This window comes from Blastococcus sp. TF02A-30, assembly GCF_003319185.1.
GTDB lineage: Bacteria > Actinomycetota > Actinomycetes > Mycobacteriales > Geodermatophilaceae > Blastococcus.
The window spans coordinates 330,446-348,388 of sequence record NZ_QOHJ01000005.1; the positions used below are offsets into that span (position 1 = coordinate 330,446).

At 75.2% G+C, this 17,943-nt stretch carries 17 protein-coding genes; 5 read left to right on the forward strand and 12 right to left on the reverse strand.

The genetic code is table 11. From position 1 onward, the window contains the following. Window positions 1–14: 14 nt before the first annotated feature. The 4 genes from DQ241_RS13480 to DQ241_RS13490 form a co-directional block, all read right to left on the reverse strand. Entirely contained in the window at window positions 15–872 is an 858-nt protein-coding gene (locus DQ241_RS13480) for a PHP domain-containing protein (RefSeq protein WP_113830811.1), read from the reverse strand. 47 nt (window positions 873–919) lie between these two features. Then, on the reverse strand, window positions 920–1,561 hold the full coding sequence (locus DQ241_RS13485; protein ID WP_233492425.1) for a PH domain-containing protein: 642 nt from the start codon (window positions 1,559–1,561) through the stop codon (window positions 920–922). A 7-nt stretch (window positions 1,562–1,568) separates the two neighbouring features. Next, the gene (locus tag DQ241_RS20880) at window positions 1,569–1,727 is read right to left on the reverse strand and encodes a hypothetical protein (RefSeq protein WP_199584502.1); all 159 of its coding nucleotides are present in this window, start codon (window positions 1,725–1,727) and stop codon (window positions 1,569–1,571) included. Between the two features lie 186 nt (window positions 1,728–1,913). Continuing rightward, window positions 1,914–2,537 (reverse strand): DUF6758 family protein, encoded by a 624-nt coding sequence (locus DQ241_RS13490; RefSeq protein ID WP_113830693.1) that lies wholly within the window; start codon window positions 2,535–2,537, stop codon window positions 1,914–1,916. 60 nt (window positions 2,538–2,597) lie between these two features. Here DQ241_RS13490 and DQ241_RS13495 point away from each other — a divergent pair, with 60 nt between their 5' ends. Beyond that, window positions 2,598–3,017 carry an NUDIX domain-containing protein gene (locus DQ241_RS13495; RefSeq protein WP_199584504.1) on the forward strand — a complete coding sequence of 140 codons (420 nt, stop codon included), beginning with the start codon at window positions 2,598–2,600 and terminating at the stop codon, window positions 3,015–3,017. A 36-nt stretch (window positions 3,018–3,053) separates the two neighbouring features. Here DQ241_RS13495 and DQ241_RS13500 read toward each other — a convergent pair whose 3' ends face one another. Together DQ241_RS13500 and DQ241_RS13505 are read right to left on the reverse strand one after the other, a co-directional pair. Further along, entirely contained in the window at window positions 3,054–3,563 is a 510-nt protein-coding gene (locus DQ241_RS13500) for a MaoC family dehydratase (protein ID WP_113830694.1), read from the reverse strand. A 196-nt stretch (window positions 3,564–3,759) separates the two neighbouring features. Next, on the reverse strand, window positions 3,760–4,053 hold the full coding sequence (locus DQ241_RS13505) for a WXG100 family type VII secretion target (protein ID WP_113830695.1): 294 nt from the start codon (window positions 4,051–4,053) through the stop codon (window positions 3,760–3,762). A gap of 149 nt (window positions 4,054–4,202) precedes the next feature. On the opposite strand from DQ241_RS13505, the gene DQ241_RS13510 reads away from it, so the two are divergent. Then, window positions 4,203–8,417, forward strand: coding sequence for an FtsK/SpoIIIE domain-containing protein (locus tag DQ241_RS13510; RefSeq protein ID WP_113830696.1), 4,215 nt, complete (start codon window positions 4,203–4,205; stop codon window positions 8,415–8,417). Here DQ241_RS13510 and DQ241_RS13515 read toward each other — a convergent pair. The 4 genes from DQ241_RS13515 to DQ241_RS13530 all read right to left on the reverse strand — a co-directional run bounded on the left by DQ241_RS13515 (window position 8,360) and on the right by DQ241_RS13530 (window position 12,475). Next, complete coding sequence (locus tag DQ241_RS13515) at window positions 8,360–8,872, reverse strand: hypothetical protein (RefSeq protein WP_113830697.1); 513 nt, start codon at window positions 8,870–8,872, stop codon at window positions 8,360–8,362. The two genes, DQ241_RS13510 and DQ241_RS13515, sit on opposite strands and share 58 nt — an antisense overlap. 85 nt (window positions 8,873–8,957) lie before the next feature. Next, a complete protein-coding gene (locus tag DQ241_RS13520; protein ID WP_113830698.1) occupies window positions 8,958–10,340 on the reverse strand; it encodes a wax ester/triacylglycerol synthase family O-acyltransferase in 1,383 nt (460 codons plus the stop codon). A gap of 63 nt (window positions 10,341–10,403) precedes the next feature. Next, the gene (locus tag DQ241_RS13525) at window positions 10,404–11,696 is read right to left on the reverse strand and encodes a chromosome partitioning protein (protein ID WP_113830699.1); all 1,293 of its coding nucleotides are present in this window, start codon (window positions 11,694–11,696) and stop codon (window positions 10,404–10,406) included. Further along, window positions 11,696–12,475, reverse strand: coding sequence for an SAF domain-containing protein (locus DQ241_RS13530; protein ID WP_113830700.1), 780 nt, complete (start codon window positions 12,473–12,475; stop codon window positions 11,696–11,698). The genes DQ241_RS13525 and DQ241_RS13530 overlap by 1 nt, the downstream gene beginning before the upstream one ends. A gap of 200 nt (window positions 12,476–12,675) precedes the next feature. Here DQ241_RS13530 and DQ241_RS13535 point away from each other — a divergent pair, with 200 nt between their 5' ends. Further along, a complete protein-coding gene (locus DQ241_RS13535; RefSeq protein WP_113830701.1) occupies window positions 12,676–12,936 on the forward strand; it encodes a helix-turn-helix domain-containing protein in 261 nt (86 codons plus the stop codon). Window positions 12,937–12,946: 10 nt separating this feature from the next. Here the strand turns inward: DQ241_RS13535 and DQ241_RS13540 are convergent, their stop codons facing one another. Next, window positions 12,947–13,516: a hypothetical protein gene (locus DQ241_RS13540; RefSeq protein ID WP_113830702.1), complete on the reverse strand. Its 570-nt coding sequence runs from the start codon at window positions 13,514–13,516 to the stop codon at window positions 12,947–12,949. A gap of 93 nt (window positions 13,517–13,609) precedes the next feature. Between DQ241_RS13540 and DQ241_RS13545 the strand changes: the two genes are divergently transcribed. Both DQ241_RS13545 and DQ241_RS13550 read left to right on the forward strand, forming a co-directional pair. Then, on the forward strand, window positions 13,610–14,320 hold the full coding sequence (locus DQ241_RS13545) for a LysM peptidoglycan-binding domain-containing protein (protein WP_113830703.1): 711 nt from the start codon (window positions 13,610–13,612) through the stop codon (window positions 14,318–14,320). Between the two features lie 49 nt (window positions 14,321–14,369). Beyond that, a complete protein-coding gene (locus tag DQ241_RS13550; protein ID WP_113830704.1) occupies window positions 14,370–14,930 on the forward strand; it encodes an Rv3235 family protein in 561 nt (186 codons plus the stop codon). Window positions 14,931–14,987: 57 nt separating this feature from the next. Here the strand turns inward: DQ241_RS13550 and secA are convergent, their stop codons facing one another. After that, on the reverse strand, window positions 14,988–17,939 hold the full coding sequence (gene secA, locus DQ241_RS13555; protein WP_113830705.1) for a preprotein translocase subunit SecA: 2,952 nt from the start codon (window positions 17,937–17,939) through the stop codon (window positions 14,988–14,990). Between the last annotated feature and the right edge of the window lie 4 nt (window positions 17,940–17,943).

Here is a 17,943-nt window from a genome sequence, read left to right on the forward strand (position 1 = left end):
CGACGTCCCGGCGCTCAGTCGCGGTACGGCGCGGCGCCGGTACCGGCGGCCAGCAGCGCCTCGTACTGCTCCGGGTCGGTGGTGCAGGCGCCGATCGGCGTCGTCTTGTTGGCCCCGTGGTAGTCGCTGGAGCCGGTGCGCAGCAGTCCGAGCTCGTCGGCCAGGCCCCGCATGTGGGCCCGCTCCTCGTCGCTGTGGTCCGGGTGGTCCACCTCCAGACCGAGCAGGCCCGCCTCGGCCATGGCGGCGACGGCGTCGTCGCCGACCACCCGGCCCCGCTTGGTGGCCAGGCCGTGGGCGAACACCGGCACTCCCCCGGCGGCCCGGACCAGCGCGATGCCCTCGCGCACGTCGGTGTCGGCCTTGGCCACGTAGTAGGGGCTGCGGTGGTGCAGCAGCGTGGCGAAGGCCTGGTCGACGGACGCGACGACGCCCGCCCGCACCAGCGCCCGCGCCACGTGCGGCCGGCCGACCACGCCGCCCTCGGAGGCGGCGACGATCTCCTCCCACGCCACCGGGTGCCCGTCGGCGGCCAGCGCCTCGACGATCCGCTCGCCGCGGCTGAGCCGCTCGTCACGGAGGCGGGCGCGCTCGGCCGCGAAGGCGGGTGACAGCGGGTCGAACAGGTAGGCCAGCAGGTGGACGCTGATCGGTGGCTGGTCGTCGGGGAACCAGCGGCAGGACAGCTCCATGCCGGGGACGACGGTGAGGCCGGGCGGCCGCGCCTCCTCGGCGAGCGCCCAGCCGGCGGTGGTGTCGTGGTCGGTGAGCGCGACGACGTCGAGCCCGGCCGCGCCGGCGGTTGCCAGCAGCTGCGCCGGGGTCTCGGTGCCGTCGGACACCGAGGAGTGGGTGTGCAGGTCGATCCGCATCACCGGTCAGCCTGCCCCACCGGTCCGCCGCGCACCCGTCGGGGAGGTCAGGACTGCTGCGGGGGCAGCGGCGGGATGGGTGCGGTGTCCCGCCGGTCCTGCGACGGCGGCTGCGGGGGTGGCGGCGGGTCGGGGTTGCCCTCGTCGTCCCCACCGGAGGCGGCGCCGCCCCAGTCGCTGCTGAACAGCAGCTTGCTGACCTCCTTGTAGAGGTTCTGCGCGTCGGGCATGTACGGCAGGTTGCGCAGCGCCTGGTCCTGGCCGGCCGACTCGAAGCGGAAGGTGCCGTAGCCGAGGATCTGTCCGCCCAGGGTCTCCTTCCACGTGAGGTCGGTGATCCGGCGCAGCGGCAGCAGCGTGACGGTCCGGACGATGACGCCGGAGGTCAGCAGCACCCGGCGCCGGGTGACGATGAAGTACCGCATCCACCACTCGCCGACGCGCAGCCCGAAGACGACGAGGGCGACCAGCACCGCGACCAGCCCGACCAGCGTGGTGAACCGGTTGTCGGGGTCGAGCAGGAAGAGCCATCCGCCGACGAGGAACACCGGCAGGAACCGCAGCGTGGGCTCGATGAGCACCGCCCAGTGCCGGCGGGTCGCGAGCACGACCTCCTCGTCGTCGAGGAGGTACTTGGCGGCGTCCTTGCTGGCCCGGCCGGGCAGCCGGTCCGTCCCGGTGGCGGTCACGCCGGGCTCAGGTCAGCGACGTCACGAAGGCGGCCAGCGACGAGGCGGCGTCCCCGAGGGCCTCCCCGGCGTTGCGGACCATCTCGGCGGAGGACTCCGGAGCCTGGATGACGTACCAGACCACGAAGGCGACCACCAACCAGGTGAGGACCTTCTTCAGGTTCACCGCCACCTCCGGAGCTCTCGAACGGGCAGGTCGGACGACGCCCCGGACCTGCGTGGGAAGGCCCGCCGTCGGGGTGCGGCGGACGCGTTCGTCCCATGGGTAACACAGGCCCCAGCCGGGTCGACCGCGACGCGCCGATCATGAAACGGGCCAGGGCGTTCCCGTCGGCGGGCCGTCACCGGCCGGTCACCGTCCCGGCAGGAGGTGCTCGCTGGGCGGGCCGAGCGGGAGGTCGGGGTAGATCCGGTCCCTCAGGTCCAGGAGCCGGAGCTCCTCGGCCAGCAGCCAGGCGGCGTCCATCGGCCAGGTGACCAGCCACAGCCAGACCCCGTAGGCCTCGCCGACGAAGGCGGCGCGGTCGTCGGTGGTCGGCACCGCCCACAGGGGTGTGTGCTGGCCGGCCGCCTCGACGTGCACGGACGCGGGGCCGGTGATGACGTCGCCCGGGTCGAGGCCGGGCAGCCCGGCGTAGCCGCACCCGACGCCGGTGCCGGGCTCCTCGGCGACGAGCACCAGCTCGGCCGAGCCCCCCAGGGGCGCCGGCCCGGCGGTGTCGACGACGATCGCCCGCGCCCCGGGCTCGCCGCCCCACGCCAGGCCGGTCACCGACCAGCCGGCCGGGACGGGGTCGGGCACCCACGCGGGCACCCGCGCGTCGGCGGTGACGGCCGCGATCGCGTCGTGGGCCACGAGGACCGTGTGGTGCAGGGGCGTGACCGCGCCGTGCGTGTGGCACCACGCCTGGGCGGCGGAGCCGTGGCGGACGACCAGCTCCTCGCCGCAGCGGGGGCACACCGGCGAGACGCTCATCGGGGATCACCGTCCTGGGACGTGCGGGCTTCGTCAAGCGCAGCTGCGTAGCGTGGCGGCGTGACTGCCGTCGAGGACCTGCCGCTGGTGCCGTGCGTGGGCGCCGTGGTCCTCGACGACGCCGGCCGGCTGCTGCTGATCCGCCGCGGGCACGCCCCCAGCGCGGGGCTGTGGTCGGTGCCCGGCGGCCGGGTGGAGGCCGGCGAGTCCGCCGTGGAGGCGGTCGAGCGCGAGGTGCTCGAGGAGACCGGGCTGCGGGTGCGGGCCGGCGCCGAGGTGGGCCGGATCCGCATCCCCGGCGACGGGGTCGTGTACGACGTCGCCGACTTCGCCTGCACGCTGCTGGATCCCGCAGCCGCGCCGGTGGCCGGGGACGACGCCGCCGACGTGCTGTTCGCCGACGCCGCGACCCTGGACCGGTTGGCGTGCACGCCGCTGCTGGTGGAGACGCTGCGCGCGTGGGGGGCGCTGCCGGGCTGAGCCGGCAGCACCCCGGGCACGTCGCGTCTCCCCGGCTCAGCCGCGGGGCGTGGGCTCCGGGCGGCCGGGCTGCTCGCCGCCGCGGGCCTCGCCGTAGGACCGCTTGGGCACCATGACCTTGCGCCGGAAGATGCAGACGACGGTGCCGTCCTGCTTGTAGCCGATCGTCTCGACGTGGACGATGCCGCGGTCGTCCTTGGACTTGGACTCGGTCTTGTCCAGGACGGTCGTCTCGCCGTAGATCGTGTCGCCGTGGAAGGTCGGCGCCACGTGCCGCAGCGACTCGATCTCCAGGTTGGCGATCGCCTTGCCCGACACGTCGGGGACGCTCATGCCGAGCAGGAGCGAGTAGATGTAGTTGCCGACGACGACGTTCTTGCCGAAGTCGGTGGTCTTCTCCGCGTAGTTCACGTCCATGTGCAGCGGGTGGTGGTTCATGGTGAGCAGGCAGAACAGGTGGTCGTCGTACTCGGTGACGGTCTTCCCGGGCCAGTGCTTGTAGACGGCCCCGACCTCGAACTCCTCGTAGTACCGACCGAACTGCATGGACTCGCTCCCGACCTCGACGCGCGTGCGGGTGCACCGGTCGACCGGGCCACGGCAGTCCAGGCGTGCGCCGGCCCCGCAGCCCGTGACGGAGCACCGGTGACCCGTCTGGACGGGTCGTGATCTTACGGAGGCCCCGGCCGGCCGCACGCGGAGCGGCCCGACCGGAGCTCCGCGCACCGGTCCAGCGGCGTGGTCAGAGCATCGCCCCGATGCGGGCCGCCATGTCGGCCTCGTGCTGCTGGTAGGACCCGGCGACGGCGGTGAGCAGGCCGCCCATACCGGTCAGCGCGTCGCTGACCCCCTGCGCCGAGCGTCGCCACTGCTCGTAGAGCTCGGTGAACTGGGCGGCCGCCTGGCTGTCGGTCCAGCCGTCGAGCACCGACGAGTTGATGCTGCCGGACAGGACGGCGTGCCGTCCGGCGGTCTCCGCGGCCTCGGCGCGGCACTGCCCCGCCATCGAGTGCAGGGTTCCGATGTCGACCTTCACGTCTCCTCCTCCGATCCGGGTCCGTCCCGGTCGGCCGAACGCTAGGTGCCGGCAGGAGGGGGCGGCTCCGACCGTCCACAGCCCCCCGGTTGTCCACAGATGCGCCCGGTCCGGCGCTGCACGGCCCGCGCGACGTCGACGATGCCCAGGTGCACCCCGCGTCCGCGTCCGCGTCCCGGCCGCCCTCCACCGTCCGCTGCTGGACCCTCCACGGGCTCGAGGGCTCGGTGGACGTCGAGGTCACCGCCCGGGACGACGACCCGTTGGGCGACGTGCTGAGGGCGCTGGAGGCCGGGCTGGGTCTCGACGTCGCGGAGCTCTGGCACGGCGCCGTGCGGCTGCACGACCAGGTCCTCCTGAGCGATCCGCGGCTCCGGCACGGCGCGGTCCTCGGGCTCGCCCGACCGCCGGCGGTCGCGCCCACGGCCGCGAGCGCCATGGAGCTGCACGTCGCCGGCGGCCCCGACGCGGCGCGGTCGATGGCCCTGTCGCAGGGGTTGCACGTCATCGGCCGCGGGAGCGAGGCGGACGTGCGCCTCGCCGACCCCGACGTCTCCCGGCGCCACGTCCTCCTCGACGTCGGCGACGGTGGCGTCACCGTCGCCGACCTGGGCTCGACGAACGGCAGCTCGCTCGGAGCGGAGCGCTTGGCGGAACGGGCCCGCCGCTGGTCCCCCGGTTCGGCACTGCGGCTGGGCGCCAGCACGCTGTCGTTGTCGGGCGCCGGGTCCCCCACCGTGACCCAGGTCCCGATGCCGGGTGGACGAACCAGGGTGCACCCGGTCCGCCGCCTGCACAGCCCCCGACCGGACGTCGAGATCGCGCTCCCGCGGCCACCGGACCCCCCGCCACCCCGCCGTCTGGCCTGGGCGGCGGTGCTGCTCCCCGCGGTCGCGGGTGCGAGCCTCGCCTGGCTGCTGAGCACTCCGACCTTCCTGTTCTTCGCGCTGCTCAGCCCGGTCGTGGGCGTCGGGACGTGGCTCGCCGACCGGTGGTCCGGCCGCCGCAGCGGCCGCCGGGAGCGGCAGCGGTACGAGCACGAGCTGCTGGAGGCGCGCCGACGGCTGGCCGAGGCCGTCGACGCCGACGTCCGTGCCGCGGAGTACGAGCACCCCGGGCCCGCCGCGGTCGCCGCCGCGGTCCGGCGGCGCGGTGCGCTGCTGTGGTCCAGGACGGGAGCGCCCGACGCCCCTCTCGTCGTCCGGATCGGGACGGGCCCCGGGACCACGCGGGTCACGCGGGTCGGGGACGGCTCACGGGCCATCGAGCGCGCCGACCACGTGCCCGTCACGGTGGACCTGCGCGCCGGCGGCGGGCTGGCGGTCGTGGGCCCGCGCGCACGGAGCACCGGAGTCCTGCGCGCGCTCCTGGTCCAGCTGGTGGCACTGCACCCCCCCGACGCGGTGGACCTGCTGCTCCTCACCTCGCCCCAGCGGTTGCCGGAGTGGACGTGGCTCCGGTGGCTGCCGCACCTGCCGGCTGGCTCGGTCCGGCTCGCACCACCGGACTGCGGGGACGACGCCGACGCGGCGCTCCGCAGGCACCTGGCGGCGCTGTCGGCAGGGCGCGGCCCGAAGCTGCGACGGTCGGTCGTGGTGGTGGACCGCCCCGTCGGCGGACGGACCGCGGCCGCGCTGCGCACGGCCCGCTCGGCCGGCGTGCTGGTGCTCACCGCCGGTGAGTCGGCCGAGGAGCTGTGGGCGGCCGTCGACGCCACGCTGGTGCTGGCCGGGGAGACGGGCAGCACCGCCACGCTCCACCAGGACGGGACGGTCGATCGCAGCAGCATCCTGGCCGACGGCATCGCGGAGCCCGTCGCCGCCGAGCTCGCGCGGGAGCTCGCCGACCTCGCTCCCGGCGCGTCGGCGACGGGGGTGCCGGCCGAGGTCCGGCTGCTGGACCTGCCGGAGTGGGCGGTCACCGTGCAGGCGGACGGCGCCACCCGCGGGACGTGGTCGCGGTCCCGGGGCACCCTGTCGACGAGTCTGGGGCTCACCGCGGAGGGGCCGCTCCTCGTCGACCTGTGCCGGGACGGGCCGCACGCCCTCGTCGCGGGCACCACCGGCGCGGGCAAGTCGGAGCTGCTGCAGGCCCTGATCTGCGGCCTCGCCCTCAACCACCCACCGGACCGCTGCTCCTTCCTGCTGGTCGACTACAAGGGTGGCGCGGCGTTCGCCGAGGCGGCCCGCCTGCCGCACACCGTCGGTCTGCTCACCGATCTGGACGGCCAGGCGACCACGCGTGCGCTGCGGTCGCTGAGCGCGGAGCTCACCCGGCGCGAGGCGTTGCTCGCTTACCACGGGGTGCCGGACGTGGCTGCGCTGCCCGAGGAGGTCGAGCTCGCCCGGCTGGTCATCGTCGTCGACGAGTTCGCCACGCTGGCCGAGGAGCTGCCCGCGTTCGTCCCCGGGCTGGTGGGCATCGCCCAGCGTGGGCGATCGCTCGGGGTGCACCTCGTCCTGGCCACCCAGCGCCCGGCGGGCGTCGTGTCACCCGAGATCCGGGCCAACTGCGCCCTGCGCGTGTGCCTGCGCACGACCGACGAGGCGGACTCCCGCGACGTCCTGGGAGCCCCGGATGCCGCGTTCCTCCATCCCGGGCTGCCCGGTCGCGGTCTCCTCCGACGCGGGAGCGCCGAGCCGCAGCTGTTCCAGGGCGCCCGCACGTCGGGAGCCGAGGGCACCGCCACAGCCGACCCGGTCGTGCGCCGCTGGTCGTGGCCGGTGACCACCCCCACGCCGGGGACCGGCTCCGCAACGGCGGCTGCCACCGACCTCGCCCGCGTGGTCGACGCGTTGACCGTCCAGGCCCGCCGGAGCGGGATGGCCCAACCGCACCGCCCCTGGCGCCCTCCGCTGCCCGACCGGCTGGAGCCGGGCCGGTCCGCTGCTCGCCCCGCCGGGGCCACCCGGCTGCCCTTGGGCCTGCTCGACCTGCCCGACCGGCAGACCCAGGAGCTCCTGGATCTGGACCTCGCCGACGGCGGCGGGGTGCTCGCGGTGGGCGGACCCCGCAGCGGGCGGACGACGCTGCTGCGCGCGGTGCTGCGCGCCGCGACCGCCGCGCTGCCCCCCGACCGGCTGCACGTGCACGTCGTGACCGCCGGTGGCGATCTCGCCGCCGAGGCCGCGGGGTTGCCGCACACCGGCACCGCGATCGCCGGGGACGATGCCTTCCGCGCCACACGGCTGGTGGACCGGCTCGCCGAGGAGGTCGCCGCCCGCAGATCCGGTGAACGCCCGGGCCCCAGGCCGCTCCTCCTGCTGCTCGTCGACGGCACCGAGGAGGTCGGCGCGCTGCTCGACGAGGCCGACCCCACCCGAGGCTCGGCCGCCCTCCTCCGCCTGGTCCGCGAGGGTGGCGCCGCCTGCCTGACCAGCGTGCTGACCGCCGACCGGGCGGTCCCGGGCGGCCGGCTCGCCGCCGCGGCCCGGCTCCGCCTGGTGCTGCCGCTGCCGGACCGCGCGGACTACGCCGTCGCCGGGCTGCCGGCGCGCGTGGTGCCGAGCCACCGGCCACCGGGCCGTGCGCTCGTCGGCGAGGACGGTGCGGAGTGCCAGCTCTTCCTGCCCACAGCACCGGGACCACCGGGAGCCGGCACCACCCCCGTCGCGGACCCGTCGCGGGTGCGGATCACCGTGCTGCCTCCGGACCCGGCGCTGCCCCTGCCCGCACGCTCGCCCGGGCAGCTGGGGCTGACGATCGGCCCGGGCGGCGACGACGGCACGCCGCTCGGCCTGGACCTCACCCGCCGGCGCGGTGTGCTCGTCGTCGGCCCACCGGGCAGCGGGCGGACCTCCGCCCTCCGCGCCTTCGCCCGCGACCTGCAGGCCCGCGGCGCCGAGGTGGCCTGGCTGGGCCACGGAGCGCGGAGCCGGCAGGCGGACACCCCGGAGCCGGCGACCTGGCTGGACGCCGAGGACCCGGGGGCGATCCCGGCCTGGCACGGGCGGCTGGGTGGACACCCGGGCGTCGTCGTCGCCGACGACGTGGGCGCGCCCGTGGAGTGGCCGGCGCTCTGCGGTCTCCCGGTCGCGGGAGCAGCCACGGACGTCCTGCTCGTGCTGTCGGGCTCAGCCGGCCAGCTGACCACGCACTTCCAGGGGGCGGTGGCGGCCCTGCGCCGTGCGCGCACCGCCCTGCTGCTGCGCCCGGGGCCCGCGGAGGCGGATCTGATCGGGGTCCGGCTCCCCCGGGCAGGCCTGCCGAACCGCCCCGGCTCGGGGTGGCTGGCAGTCGACGGCGCCCTGAGCCGCGTCCAGGTCGCCCGCCACCGGCTCGGCGACCAGGCGGGCGGGCCTCCCCGTCAGAGCAGCTCGAGCGCGGGGCCGAGCTCCTGCGTCGCGTACCAGGCCAACTCGTGACCCTCGGCCTGGTCGACGACGAACTGGGCGTCCTCGCTGCCGAGATCTGCCTCGAGCACCACGTTCACGGCGGCGCGCACGTCGTCCTCCGCCTCGGCGCCGTCGATGTGCGCGCTGGCCACGTCGCGCATCCGGACGTCCGCGCTGACCCGCACCGCCCCGCGCTCGACGTGGGGGTCGTCCATGGGCGCCACGGCGTCGTCGGGGACGTCGGCGGCGAGCACCACGCGCCGCCGGGCCGCGGTCGGATCCACGTCCAGGAGCCGCAGGCTGGCCCGGGCCGCGGTGAGCAGGGCGGCGTACTCGAGCTCCTCGAGATCGGCAGCGGGGTCGCTGCGCTCGTAGAACGCCCGCAGCTGCGGCGTGACCGCGAACGCCGTGTGCGGCCCCGTCAGCACCCCGTCGTCCACCAGGGTGCGGAGCACGGTGGTGGTGGCCGGCAGGTAGACGCGCACCCGGGCACTCCCTTCATCGGTGGAAGAGCGACGGTAGCCGCCCGAGCGGGGGCCACCCGCGCCAGGTGGGGATCAGGGGTGCGGGTCAGCGCGAGCTCTCGACGAGCTCGTTCACCTCCTGCTCGATGAGGTCGGCCAGCACGTCGACGTCACCCACGCTGTCCCGGTCGGCGTTGAACCCGAAGAAGACCGTCCCGTTGTAGCTGGTCATCCCGATCGACAGGCCCTGGCCACGGGCCAGCGGCACCACGGGGAAGACCTCCAGCATCCGGCCGCCGGCCGCGTAGAGCGGTACCTGCGGACCCGGCACGTTGGTGATGACGAGGTTGAACAACCGACGTGACAGCCCCCGGGCGGCGCGGGCGCCCAGCGCGTGCAGGGTGGAGGGGGCGAACCCGGTCAGCGCGATGAGGCTGTCGGCGGTGGCCGTCCGGTGGCCCTGCCGGGCGACCCCGCGCATGGCGTAGCTCAGCCGGGTCAACCGCACCCGCGGGTTCGGCTCGCCCACCGGGAGGTCCACCAGGTGCGACGTCACCCGGCCGGCCGTCTGGACCTCGTCGTCCTGCAGCGAGACCGGCACGAGCGCCCGGACCGACGTCCCGCCCACCACCGGCTCACCCCGGGACAGCAACCACTCGCGCAGCGCGCCGGTGACGACGGTCAGCAGCACGTCGTTCACCGTGCCGCCGTGCGCCTTGCGCACCAGCTTGACGTCGTCGAGCGAGGCGCGCGCGACCGCGACCCGGCGCTGCCGGCCGATCGGGGCGTTCAGCGGGCTGTGCGGGGCCGGCAGCACCGTGGACCGCACCGCGCGCAGCAGCCCACCCGCCACGCCCGCGACGCGCACGCCGGTGGAGCGGAGGTCGCTGACCGCACCCCGCGCGTTCTCCAGCAGCGACGACGGCCGGCGCACGTACTCGTCGATCGCCTGGAGCACCAGCTGCCCGCCACCGGGAGCCGGGGCCGGGCGCCACTCGATCGGTTCGGGCAGCGGTGCGTGCTCGTCGACGTCGAGCAGCACCTGGCCGATGTCGATGGCGCTGAGGCCGTCGACCAGGGCGGGGTGGGTCTTCGTCACGACCGCCACCCGGCCCCCCGAGAGCCCCTCGATCAGGTAGGCCTCCCACAGCGGGCGGTTGCGGTCCAGCGGCCGCGAGGCCAGCCGGGAGACCAGGTCCATCAGCTGGGCCTCGGTCCCCGGCCGCGGCAGGCCGTTGCGCCGGAGGTGGTACGCGAGGTCGAAGTCGCGGTCGTCGACCCAGACCGGATCGGCCAGGTGCCCGGGGACCTCGACCACCCGCTGCCGGTACCGGGGCACCAGGGACAGCCGCGCCTCGACCAGCGCGGCCAGCGCCTCGATGCCGCCGGGGGGCGTTTCCAGTACCAGCATACCCCCGACGTGCATGGGGGTGTCGGGTTCCTCCAGGTACAGGAACGAGGCGTCCAGGGGGTTGAGCCGCTCGACCATCGTTCTCCTCAGCGTCGGGGGCTCACGCTACGACGGGCACCGGGTCTTCGGACACTCCAGCGCTCAGCCCGCCCGGCGCTCCCGGGCCAGCCCGCGGCGGCGGGCCGGAGCGGGGACGCCGGCCAGCGTGGCGGCGAGCTTCCGCAGCGCCGTGCGCAGCGTCGATCCCGGAGCCACCTCGGCGAGGGTCCGGCCCGACGCCAGAGCGGCGTCGGTGGCCCGCCGGTCTGCGGGCAGGAAGAAGGCGACCTGCCGGCCGGCGAAGCGCTCCAGGGCCGCGGCGATCTCCCGCTGCGCGTCGCCGGGAACCGGTCCCCGGCGCACCTGGTTCACCACGACGACCGGCTCCACCGCCGGCAGCGCCTCCCGCAGGTGGTCGAGGGCGCGCACGCTGCGCTGGAGCGAGACCGGGTCCGCGCCGCTGACGCACAGGACCGTGTCGGCGTCCTCGAGCACGGCCAGCGTCGCTCCGTTGCGCCGGGGAGCCGCGGTGTCGAAGGACAGCTCCTCGTCGTCCTCCAGGTTGAACCCGCAGTCGACGACGGTGAGCTCCGCTAGCCGGCGCGCCTCCTCGAGCACCGCGCTCACCGCGCGGGGTCGCAGCTCCGGCCACCGGTCGGCCCGGGCCAGCCCGGTGAGCACCCGCAGCTGCGGGCGGACCGCCCAGGCCAGCCGCACCAGCGCTGCCCCGTCCAGCGTCCCGGCGCTCGCCTGGCGAGCGGCCCCGGCCAGGCCCGGGGAGTCGTCCAGGAGCCCGAGCAGCTGGGCGATCACGCCGCCGTAGACGTCGGCGTCCACGAGGAGGCTGGAGACGCCGAGCCGCGAGGACTCGTCGGCCAGCCCGACCGCCACCGTCGTGCGGCCGGGTGCGCCGGTCGGCCCCCACACCGCGACGACCCGTCCTCGGCCGGCGGGCCGGTCGGTCTCCTCCACCGGGATGCCCAGCGCGGGCAGGGCCGCCCGCGGATCGGCCACGTCGCGGTTCTCGCGGGGCGTTCCGGCGACCGCCTCGCGCAGGGCGCGCGCGATGACGTCGGCCGCGGCATCGGCCGGCAGGACGTGCTGCACGCCCAGCTGCCGGAGCCGCGCGGCCGCGCGCTCGTCCCCCGGCTCCACCAGCCCGACCACCGCGACGCCGGCGGCGGTGAGGCGGGAGACGGCGTCCCCGTCGAGGCGCCGGAGCTCGGCGGACAGCAGCGCCGCCTGCCCGGTGCCGGTCGCCGCCGCGGCGAGGAGCTCGGGCACGTCGACGCAGCGGCGGACGACGGTCACGCCGTGGTCGGCCCGGTCGAGCGCTCCGACCAGCTCCGACTCCCACGCCGCGCCGGTGACCGCGGTGAAGACCTGGACGCCCATCAGCCGGTCGGTCCCGCCGCCGCACCTGCGGTCTGCGCCGCACCCGCCGCGGCGGAGCCGGACCGGGCCGGCACGCGGCCCGCCGCGTCGGCGTCGCCGTCCACCGTGTTCCGGAGGACGACCACCAGCGGACGCCCTCCGATCGCCGCGAGCACGTCGTCCGCGTCGTCCTGCGCCACGGAGACGACCACCTGCACGGTGCTCGTCGGCGTCGAGAGCACGCCCTCCGCGCGACCCGACAGGGCCTGCACGGTGGCCTGCTCGACGACGAGCGTCACCTCACCGCCCGCCTCCGTGGTCGCTCCCAGCGCCGGATCGGCCACGGCGTAGACATCGACCAGCCCACCGCGCTCGAGGCCGGGCGGCACGTAGCCCGTCTGCACCGGCAGCGCCACCTGCACGAGGGCGTCCGGCTCCTCGAGGGCCGATCCGGGCAGCAGCTCCCCCGCCCGGACGGCGCGCGACAGCGTGCTGCCCTCGGGCCTGGTGCGAGTGGAGAGGTAGGCGCCCGCGGCGTCGTCGAGGCGGACGTCGACCGCGATCAGGTCGTCCGCCGTCAGCGCGGTCCCCGCGGCCAGGTCGCCGGCGGCGGCCCAGACGGGGACGGTGGCGTCGGCGGCACCCACCACCCGGGCCCCCAGCAGCACCGAGCCCAGGACCAGCAGCACCCCGAGGACCAGCCGCAGGTCCAGCCAGCTCGGCGGGCGGAGGCGCCGCGGAGCCGGGCCGGGTGGCAGCGGGGTCGCAGCCTGCGGCGGCGCGGGACTCACGGCGGTCACGGGCGGGCTCACCTCTCCAGCGCGTCGGCGCGCGACGCGGCGCGTCGCCTGCCGTTGACGCGACATGACGGCATTCGGATGCGAATGATGCGTCATGGACGCGGTGGCCCGCTCCGCTCATCCACACGTTCGGGTGTGGACAGCACCGCGAGGTCACCGGTGCGACTGACAGACTGGCGTCGACCGGATGGAGAGGACCCATGCCCACGCCCCGCTTCCTGACGCTGGACGACGTCGCCGAGATCCTGAACGTCTCCTGGTCGCAGGCCTACGCGCTCGTGCGGCGGAAGGAGCTCATCGCGATCCAGATCGGCGGCCGTGGGCAGTGGCGGATCGAGGTCGACGAGCTCGAGCGCTTCATCCAGCAGAAGTACGCCGAGGCACGGGCCGGCACGGTGCCGCCGGAGGAACCGGCCGCCGCGGAGACCGCGTCCTCGGCCGAGACCAGCTCCCAGTCCTGATCCCGCCGGGCTAGTCCCACCCCGGCGGGGACGTCCGCACGACCGCCACGGCGTCGAGCGCGACGGCCCGCACCCCCTGCACCGCGCTCGCCCGACGCAGGTCCTCGGCCGCGTGCTCGGCCAGCTCCACGTGGTCGGCACCCACCCGGTCCACCGTCCCCCGCAGCACTGAGCCCTCGTCCAGCACCAGGTGCACCGCGGCGCGATCGCGGGCCAGCCCGCGCAGGGCCCAGCGCAGGTCCATCCGCCCCCGCACCGGTCCGGGGTCCTCCGGCGGCGCGGTGCGCCGCCCCAACCCGGCCACCGCGCGCACCGCGGAGACGGCCACCAGGCACTCCCGGCCGCGCTCCTCCGTCACCAGCAGCCAGTCCGCCCCGGTGTCGGTGAGCTCGCCGGAGACGCTGCCCGCCCCACGGCAGGTCAGGACCACGTGTCCGCCCAGCGCGCCGCGCACGCGGTCCACGAGCCGCACGGCCCCGACCTCGGCACGCGTCCTCGACGCTGCGCCGGCCCGCTCGGCCGCGTCCTGCTCCGCCTCGAACTGCGCTTCGAGGTCGGCGAAGAGCTGATGCCACCGCATGCCCCACCTCCATGCCTGAGCTTAGATCGCCGCATTGACTTGCGTTTGGTTGCATTTGCTTGCTTTAGTGGCATCCATCGCGAAGGAGGCTGCATGTCCGGACGACGACTGACCGCGACGACGTCGGTGATGGCCGGCGTCGCCCTGGCCCTGCACGTCCTGACGCCGCCGGTCGCCGAGATGGTGCGCGCGGTGGCCGACGGTCAGCGGACCGCCGACACCCTCGGCTCCGACGTCCTGGTCACCGCCGCCGCGGGACTGCTCGCGTGGGTGGCCTGGGTGTGGGGGGCGCTCGGTCTGCTGCTGACCGCCGTCTCGGCGGCGCCCGGCGCGCTCGGGCGTTGCGCGGAGGTCGTGACCCGGGTCGTGCTGCCCGCCGGCGCGCGACGCAGCGCGGCCCTCGCCCTGGGGGTCGGGCTGAGCGTCGCCGCTCCGCTCGGCGGCACCGCCACCTTGCTGGTCGTCACCGCGCCGGCTGCCTCGGCCGAGACCGCCCCCGGCGTGGTGCCGGACTGGCCGGCCCGGGCCGCCGCGGCCCCCAGCACGCCCGCACCCACCACACCCGCGCCGGTGCCCGACTGGCCGGACACCCCGACGGCCCCAGCTCCGGGCGAGCACGTCGTCGTCCGGGGCGACTGCCTCTGGGACATCGCCGCCGCCCGGCTGACCACCGAGCTGGGCCGCCCGCCCGGCATCGCCGAGACCGCGGACGCCGTGCACGCCTGGTGGACGGCGAACGCCTCCGTCATCGGCGCGGACCCGGACCTCCTGCTCCCCGGTCAGGTCCTGCGCCCACCGCCGTGACCCCGAGCCCCCGTCACCGCCCGACCACGCTCTCCCCGAAGGAAGACCGATGACCGTCCCCGTGCGCCCGACGACCCCGCCGTCCCCTGCCCCCGACGTCCCCCGGCCCCCGCTGCGGCTGGTCCGCGTGCGGACCCCGCAGCCGCCCGCCCAGGACCCGCGGATCCCCGTCCGGTTGCTGCTGCCCGGTGTCGCCGTCCCGCGCCCGACCTACCGGCCCGGTCCCCGGCCGCGGGCCACCGCGGCGGTACCGCTCGACGAGTTCGCCCCGACGCTGTCGGCGCGCGACGAGCTGCCCGACGTCGTCGCCACGGGCCGCCGGCTCATCACGTTGGCCCTGGAGGTGCTGTCCGGCCGGCGACCCGCCAGCCAGCTGCAGCAGCTCACCTCCCCAGGGGTCTACGCCGCGCTCTCGGCGGGCCGCCGCCCCCGGTGGTGCGCCGAGGGGACGGCGCCGCTGCTCGTCGGCAAGGTGCACGTCGGTGAGCCCGTGGACGGCGTGGCCGAGGTGGTGGCCGTCGCCCGCCGCGCCGGGCGAGCGCACGCCGTCGCCGCCCGGCTCGAGGGCATCGACGGCCGCTGGCGGTGCACCGCCCTGCAGATCGGCTGACCCCGGGACGACGACGCCCCGCCGACCGGTCCGGTCGGCGGGGCGTCGTGAGGTCGGTCAGCTGGCGCCGGCCGCCCCGTGGCACTGCTTGTACTTCTTGCCCGAGCCGCACGGGCAGGGCGCGTTGCGCGGGGTCTCCTTGGTGCCGGTGACCGTCGCCGTCTTCGCGGCCTTGGCCTTGCCGCCGTCCTTGGCGGAGGCGTCCAGGCTCGGCGCGGAGTAGGTCAGGTTCTCCGGCGTGCGCGGCGCCTCCAGGCCCTTGACGGCCAGCTGCGGGCCGGTACCCGACGCCGACGGCGTCTCGGTCTCCGGGGCCGGGGCCGCGGCGGCCGCCGCGGGCTTCGGCTGCGACCGGCGGGCGGTGGGCGCGGCCTTGGCCGGGGCCGGGGCGGCCGCCGCCTGGGCCTGCGCGGCCTGGCGGGCCAGCACCCGCGCCGTCCCCTCCTGGGCCGCGGCCAGCGCCTTGGCCTCGGCCTCGTCCTGCTTCGCCTTGGCCTCGGCCGCCTGCTCCTCCTTGGTCTTCACCTCGAGGTTGAACAGGAAGCCGACCGACTCCTCCTTGATGCCGTCGAGCATCGCGCGGAACATGTCGTAGCCCTCGCGCTGGTACTCCACGACCGGATCGCGGTTCGCCATCGCCCGCAGGTGGATGCCGGCCCGCAGGTAGTCCATCTCGTAGAGGTGCTCGCGCCACTTGCGGTCGAGCACGCTCAGCAGCACCCGCCGCTCCAGCTCGCGCATCACCTCCGAGCCCAGCGCAGCCTCCCGCGCCTCGTAGGCGCGGTGCACGTCGTCGAGCAGCTGGGTCTTCAGGTCCTCGGCGGAGAGGTCGGAGACGTCGCCGCCGGCCACCTCGGCCACCAGCTCGTCGACGGTCAGGCCCACCGGGTAGAGCTGCTTGAGCCCGCTCCACAGCTGCTCGAGGTCCCAGTCCTCCGCGTAGCCGGTCTCGGTCGCGCCCTCGACGTAGGCGACCACGACGTCGTCGACCATGCCGCGGACCTGCTCGTGCAGGTCGGCGCCCTCGAGCACCTTGCGCCGCTCGTCGTAGATGACGGTGCGCTGGCGGTTGAGCACCTCGTCGTACTTGAGGACGTCCTTGCGGACCTCGAAGTTCTGCTGCTCGACCTGGGTCTGCGCCGACTTGATCGCCCGGCTGACCATCTTCGACTCGATCGGCTGGTCGTCCGGCACCCGCAGGGTGTTCATCATCGACTCGAGCATCGGGCCGTTGAACCGGCGCATGAGGTCGTCGCCCAGGGAGAGGTAGAACCGCGACTCCCCCGGGTCGCCCTGGCGTCCGGAACGTCCGCGCAGCTGGTTGTCGATGCGGCGGCTCTCGTGCCGCTCGGTGCCCAGCACGTAGAGGCCGCCGGCCTCGACGACCTGCTCGTGCTCGGCCTTCACCTGGGCGTGCGCCGCCTCCAGCGCGTCGTCCCAGGCGGCCTCGTACTCCTCCGGGGTGTCGGTCGGGGTGAGCCCCCGGGCCCGCAGCGCCTCGTCGGCGATGAACTCGGCGTTGCCGCCGAGCTGGATGTCGGTACCGCGGCCGGCCATGTTGGTGGCGACGGTGACCGCGCCCGGCCGCCCGGCCATCGCGATGATCGCGGCCTCACGGGCGTGGTTCTTCGCGTTCAGCACCTCGTGCGGGATGCCCCGCTTGAGCAGGTACTTCGACAGCAGCTCGGACTTCTCGACGCTCGCGGTGCCCACCAGCACCGGCTGACCGTTCTCGTGCCGCTCGGCGATGTCGTCGACGACGGCGTCGAACTTCGCCTTCTCCGTCTTGTAGATGACGTCGGAGCGGTCCTCGCGGATCATCGGCCGGTTCGTCGGGATGGGGACGACGCCCAGCTTGTAGGTCTGGTGCAGCTCGGCGGCCTCGGTCTGGGCGGTACCGGTCATCCCGGAGAGCTTCTCGTAGAGCCGGAAGTAGTTCTGGAGGGTGATCGTGGCGAGCGTCTGGTTCTCGTCCTTGATCTTCACCTTCTCCTTGGCCTCGATGGCCTGGTGCATGCCCTCGTTGTAGCGGCGTCCGGCCAGCACGCGACCGGTGAACTCGTCGACGATCAGCACCTCGCCGTTGGAGACGATGTACTGCTGGTCCTTCTTGAACAGCTCCTTGGCCTTGAGGGCGTTGTTCAGGTAGCCGATCAGCGGGGTGTTGACCGCCTCGTAGAGGTTGTCGATGCCGAGCTGGTCCTCGACGAACTCGACGCCCTCCTCGGTGACGGCGACCGTGCGCTTGGCCTCCTCGACCTCGTAGTGCACATCGCGTTTCATCGCCGGGACGATGCGGGCGAACTCGCTGTACCACTTGGCGCTGGTCTCGGCCGGGCCGCTGATGATCAGCGGGGTGCGGGCCTCGTCGATGAGGATCGAGTCGACCTCGTCGACGACCGCGAAGTGGTGCCCGCGCTGCACCAGGTCGTTCTTGCTCCACGCCATGTTGTCGCGCAGGTAGTCGAAGCCGAACTCGTTGTTCGTGCCGTAGGTGATGTCGCAGGCGTAGGCCTCGCGGCGGACCGCCGGCGGCTCGCCGGACAGGATCGTCCCGACGGTGACGCCCAGGAACCGGTGCACCCGGCCCATCGACTCGGCGTCACGCTTGGCCAGGTAGTCGTTGACCGTGATGATGTGCACGCCCTTGCCCGAGAGGGCGTTCAGGTACGCCGGCAGCACCCCGGTGAGCGTCTTGCCCTCACCGGTCTTCATCTCGGCGATGTTGCCCAGGTGCAGCGCCGCGCCACCCATGAGCTGCACGGCGAAGTGCCGCTGGCCCAGGGTGCGGGTGGCTGCTTCGCGGACGACGGCGAACGCCTCGGGCAGCATCGCGTCGAGGGACTCCCCGTCGGCGTACCGCGCCTTGAACTGGTCGGTCTGGGCCCGCAGCTCCGCATCAGTCAGACCGGTGTAGTCATCGGCGAGCGAGTCGACGGCATCGGCGATCTTGGACAGTCGCCGGACCTGCTTGCCCTCACCGGCACGGAGGATCTTCGAGAACACCACGACC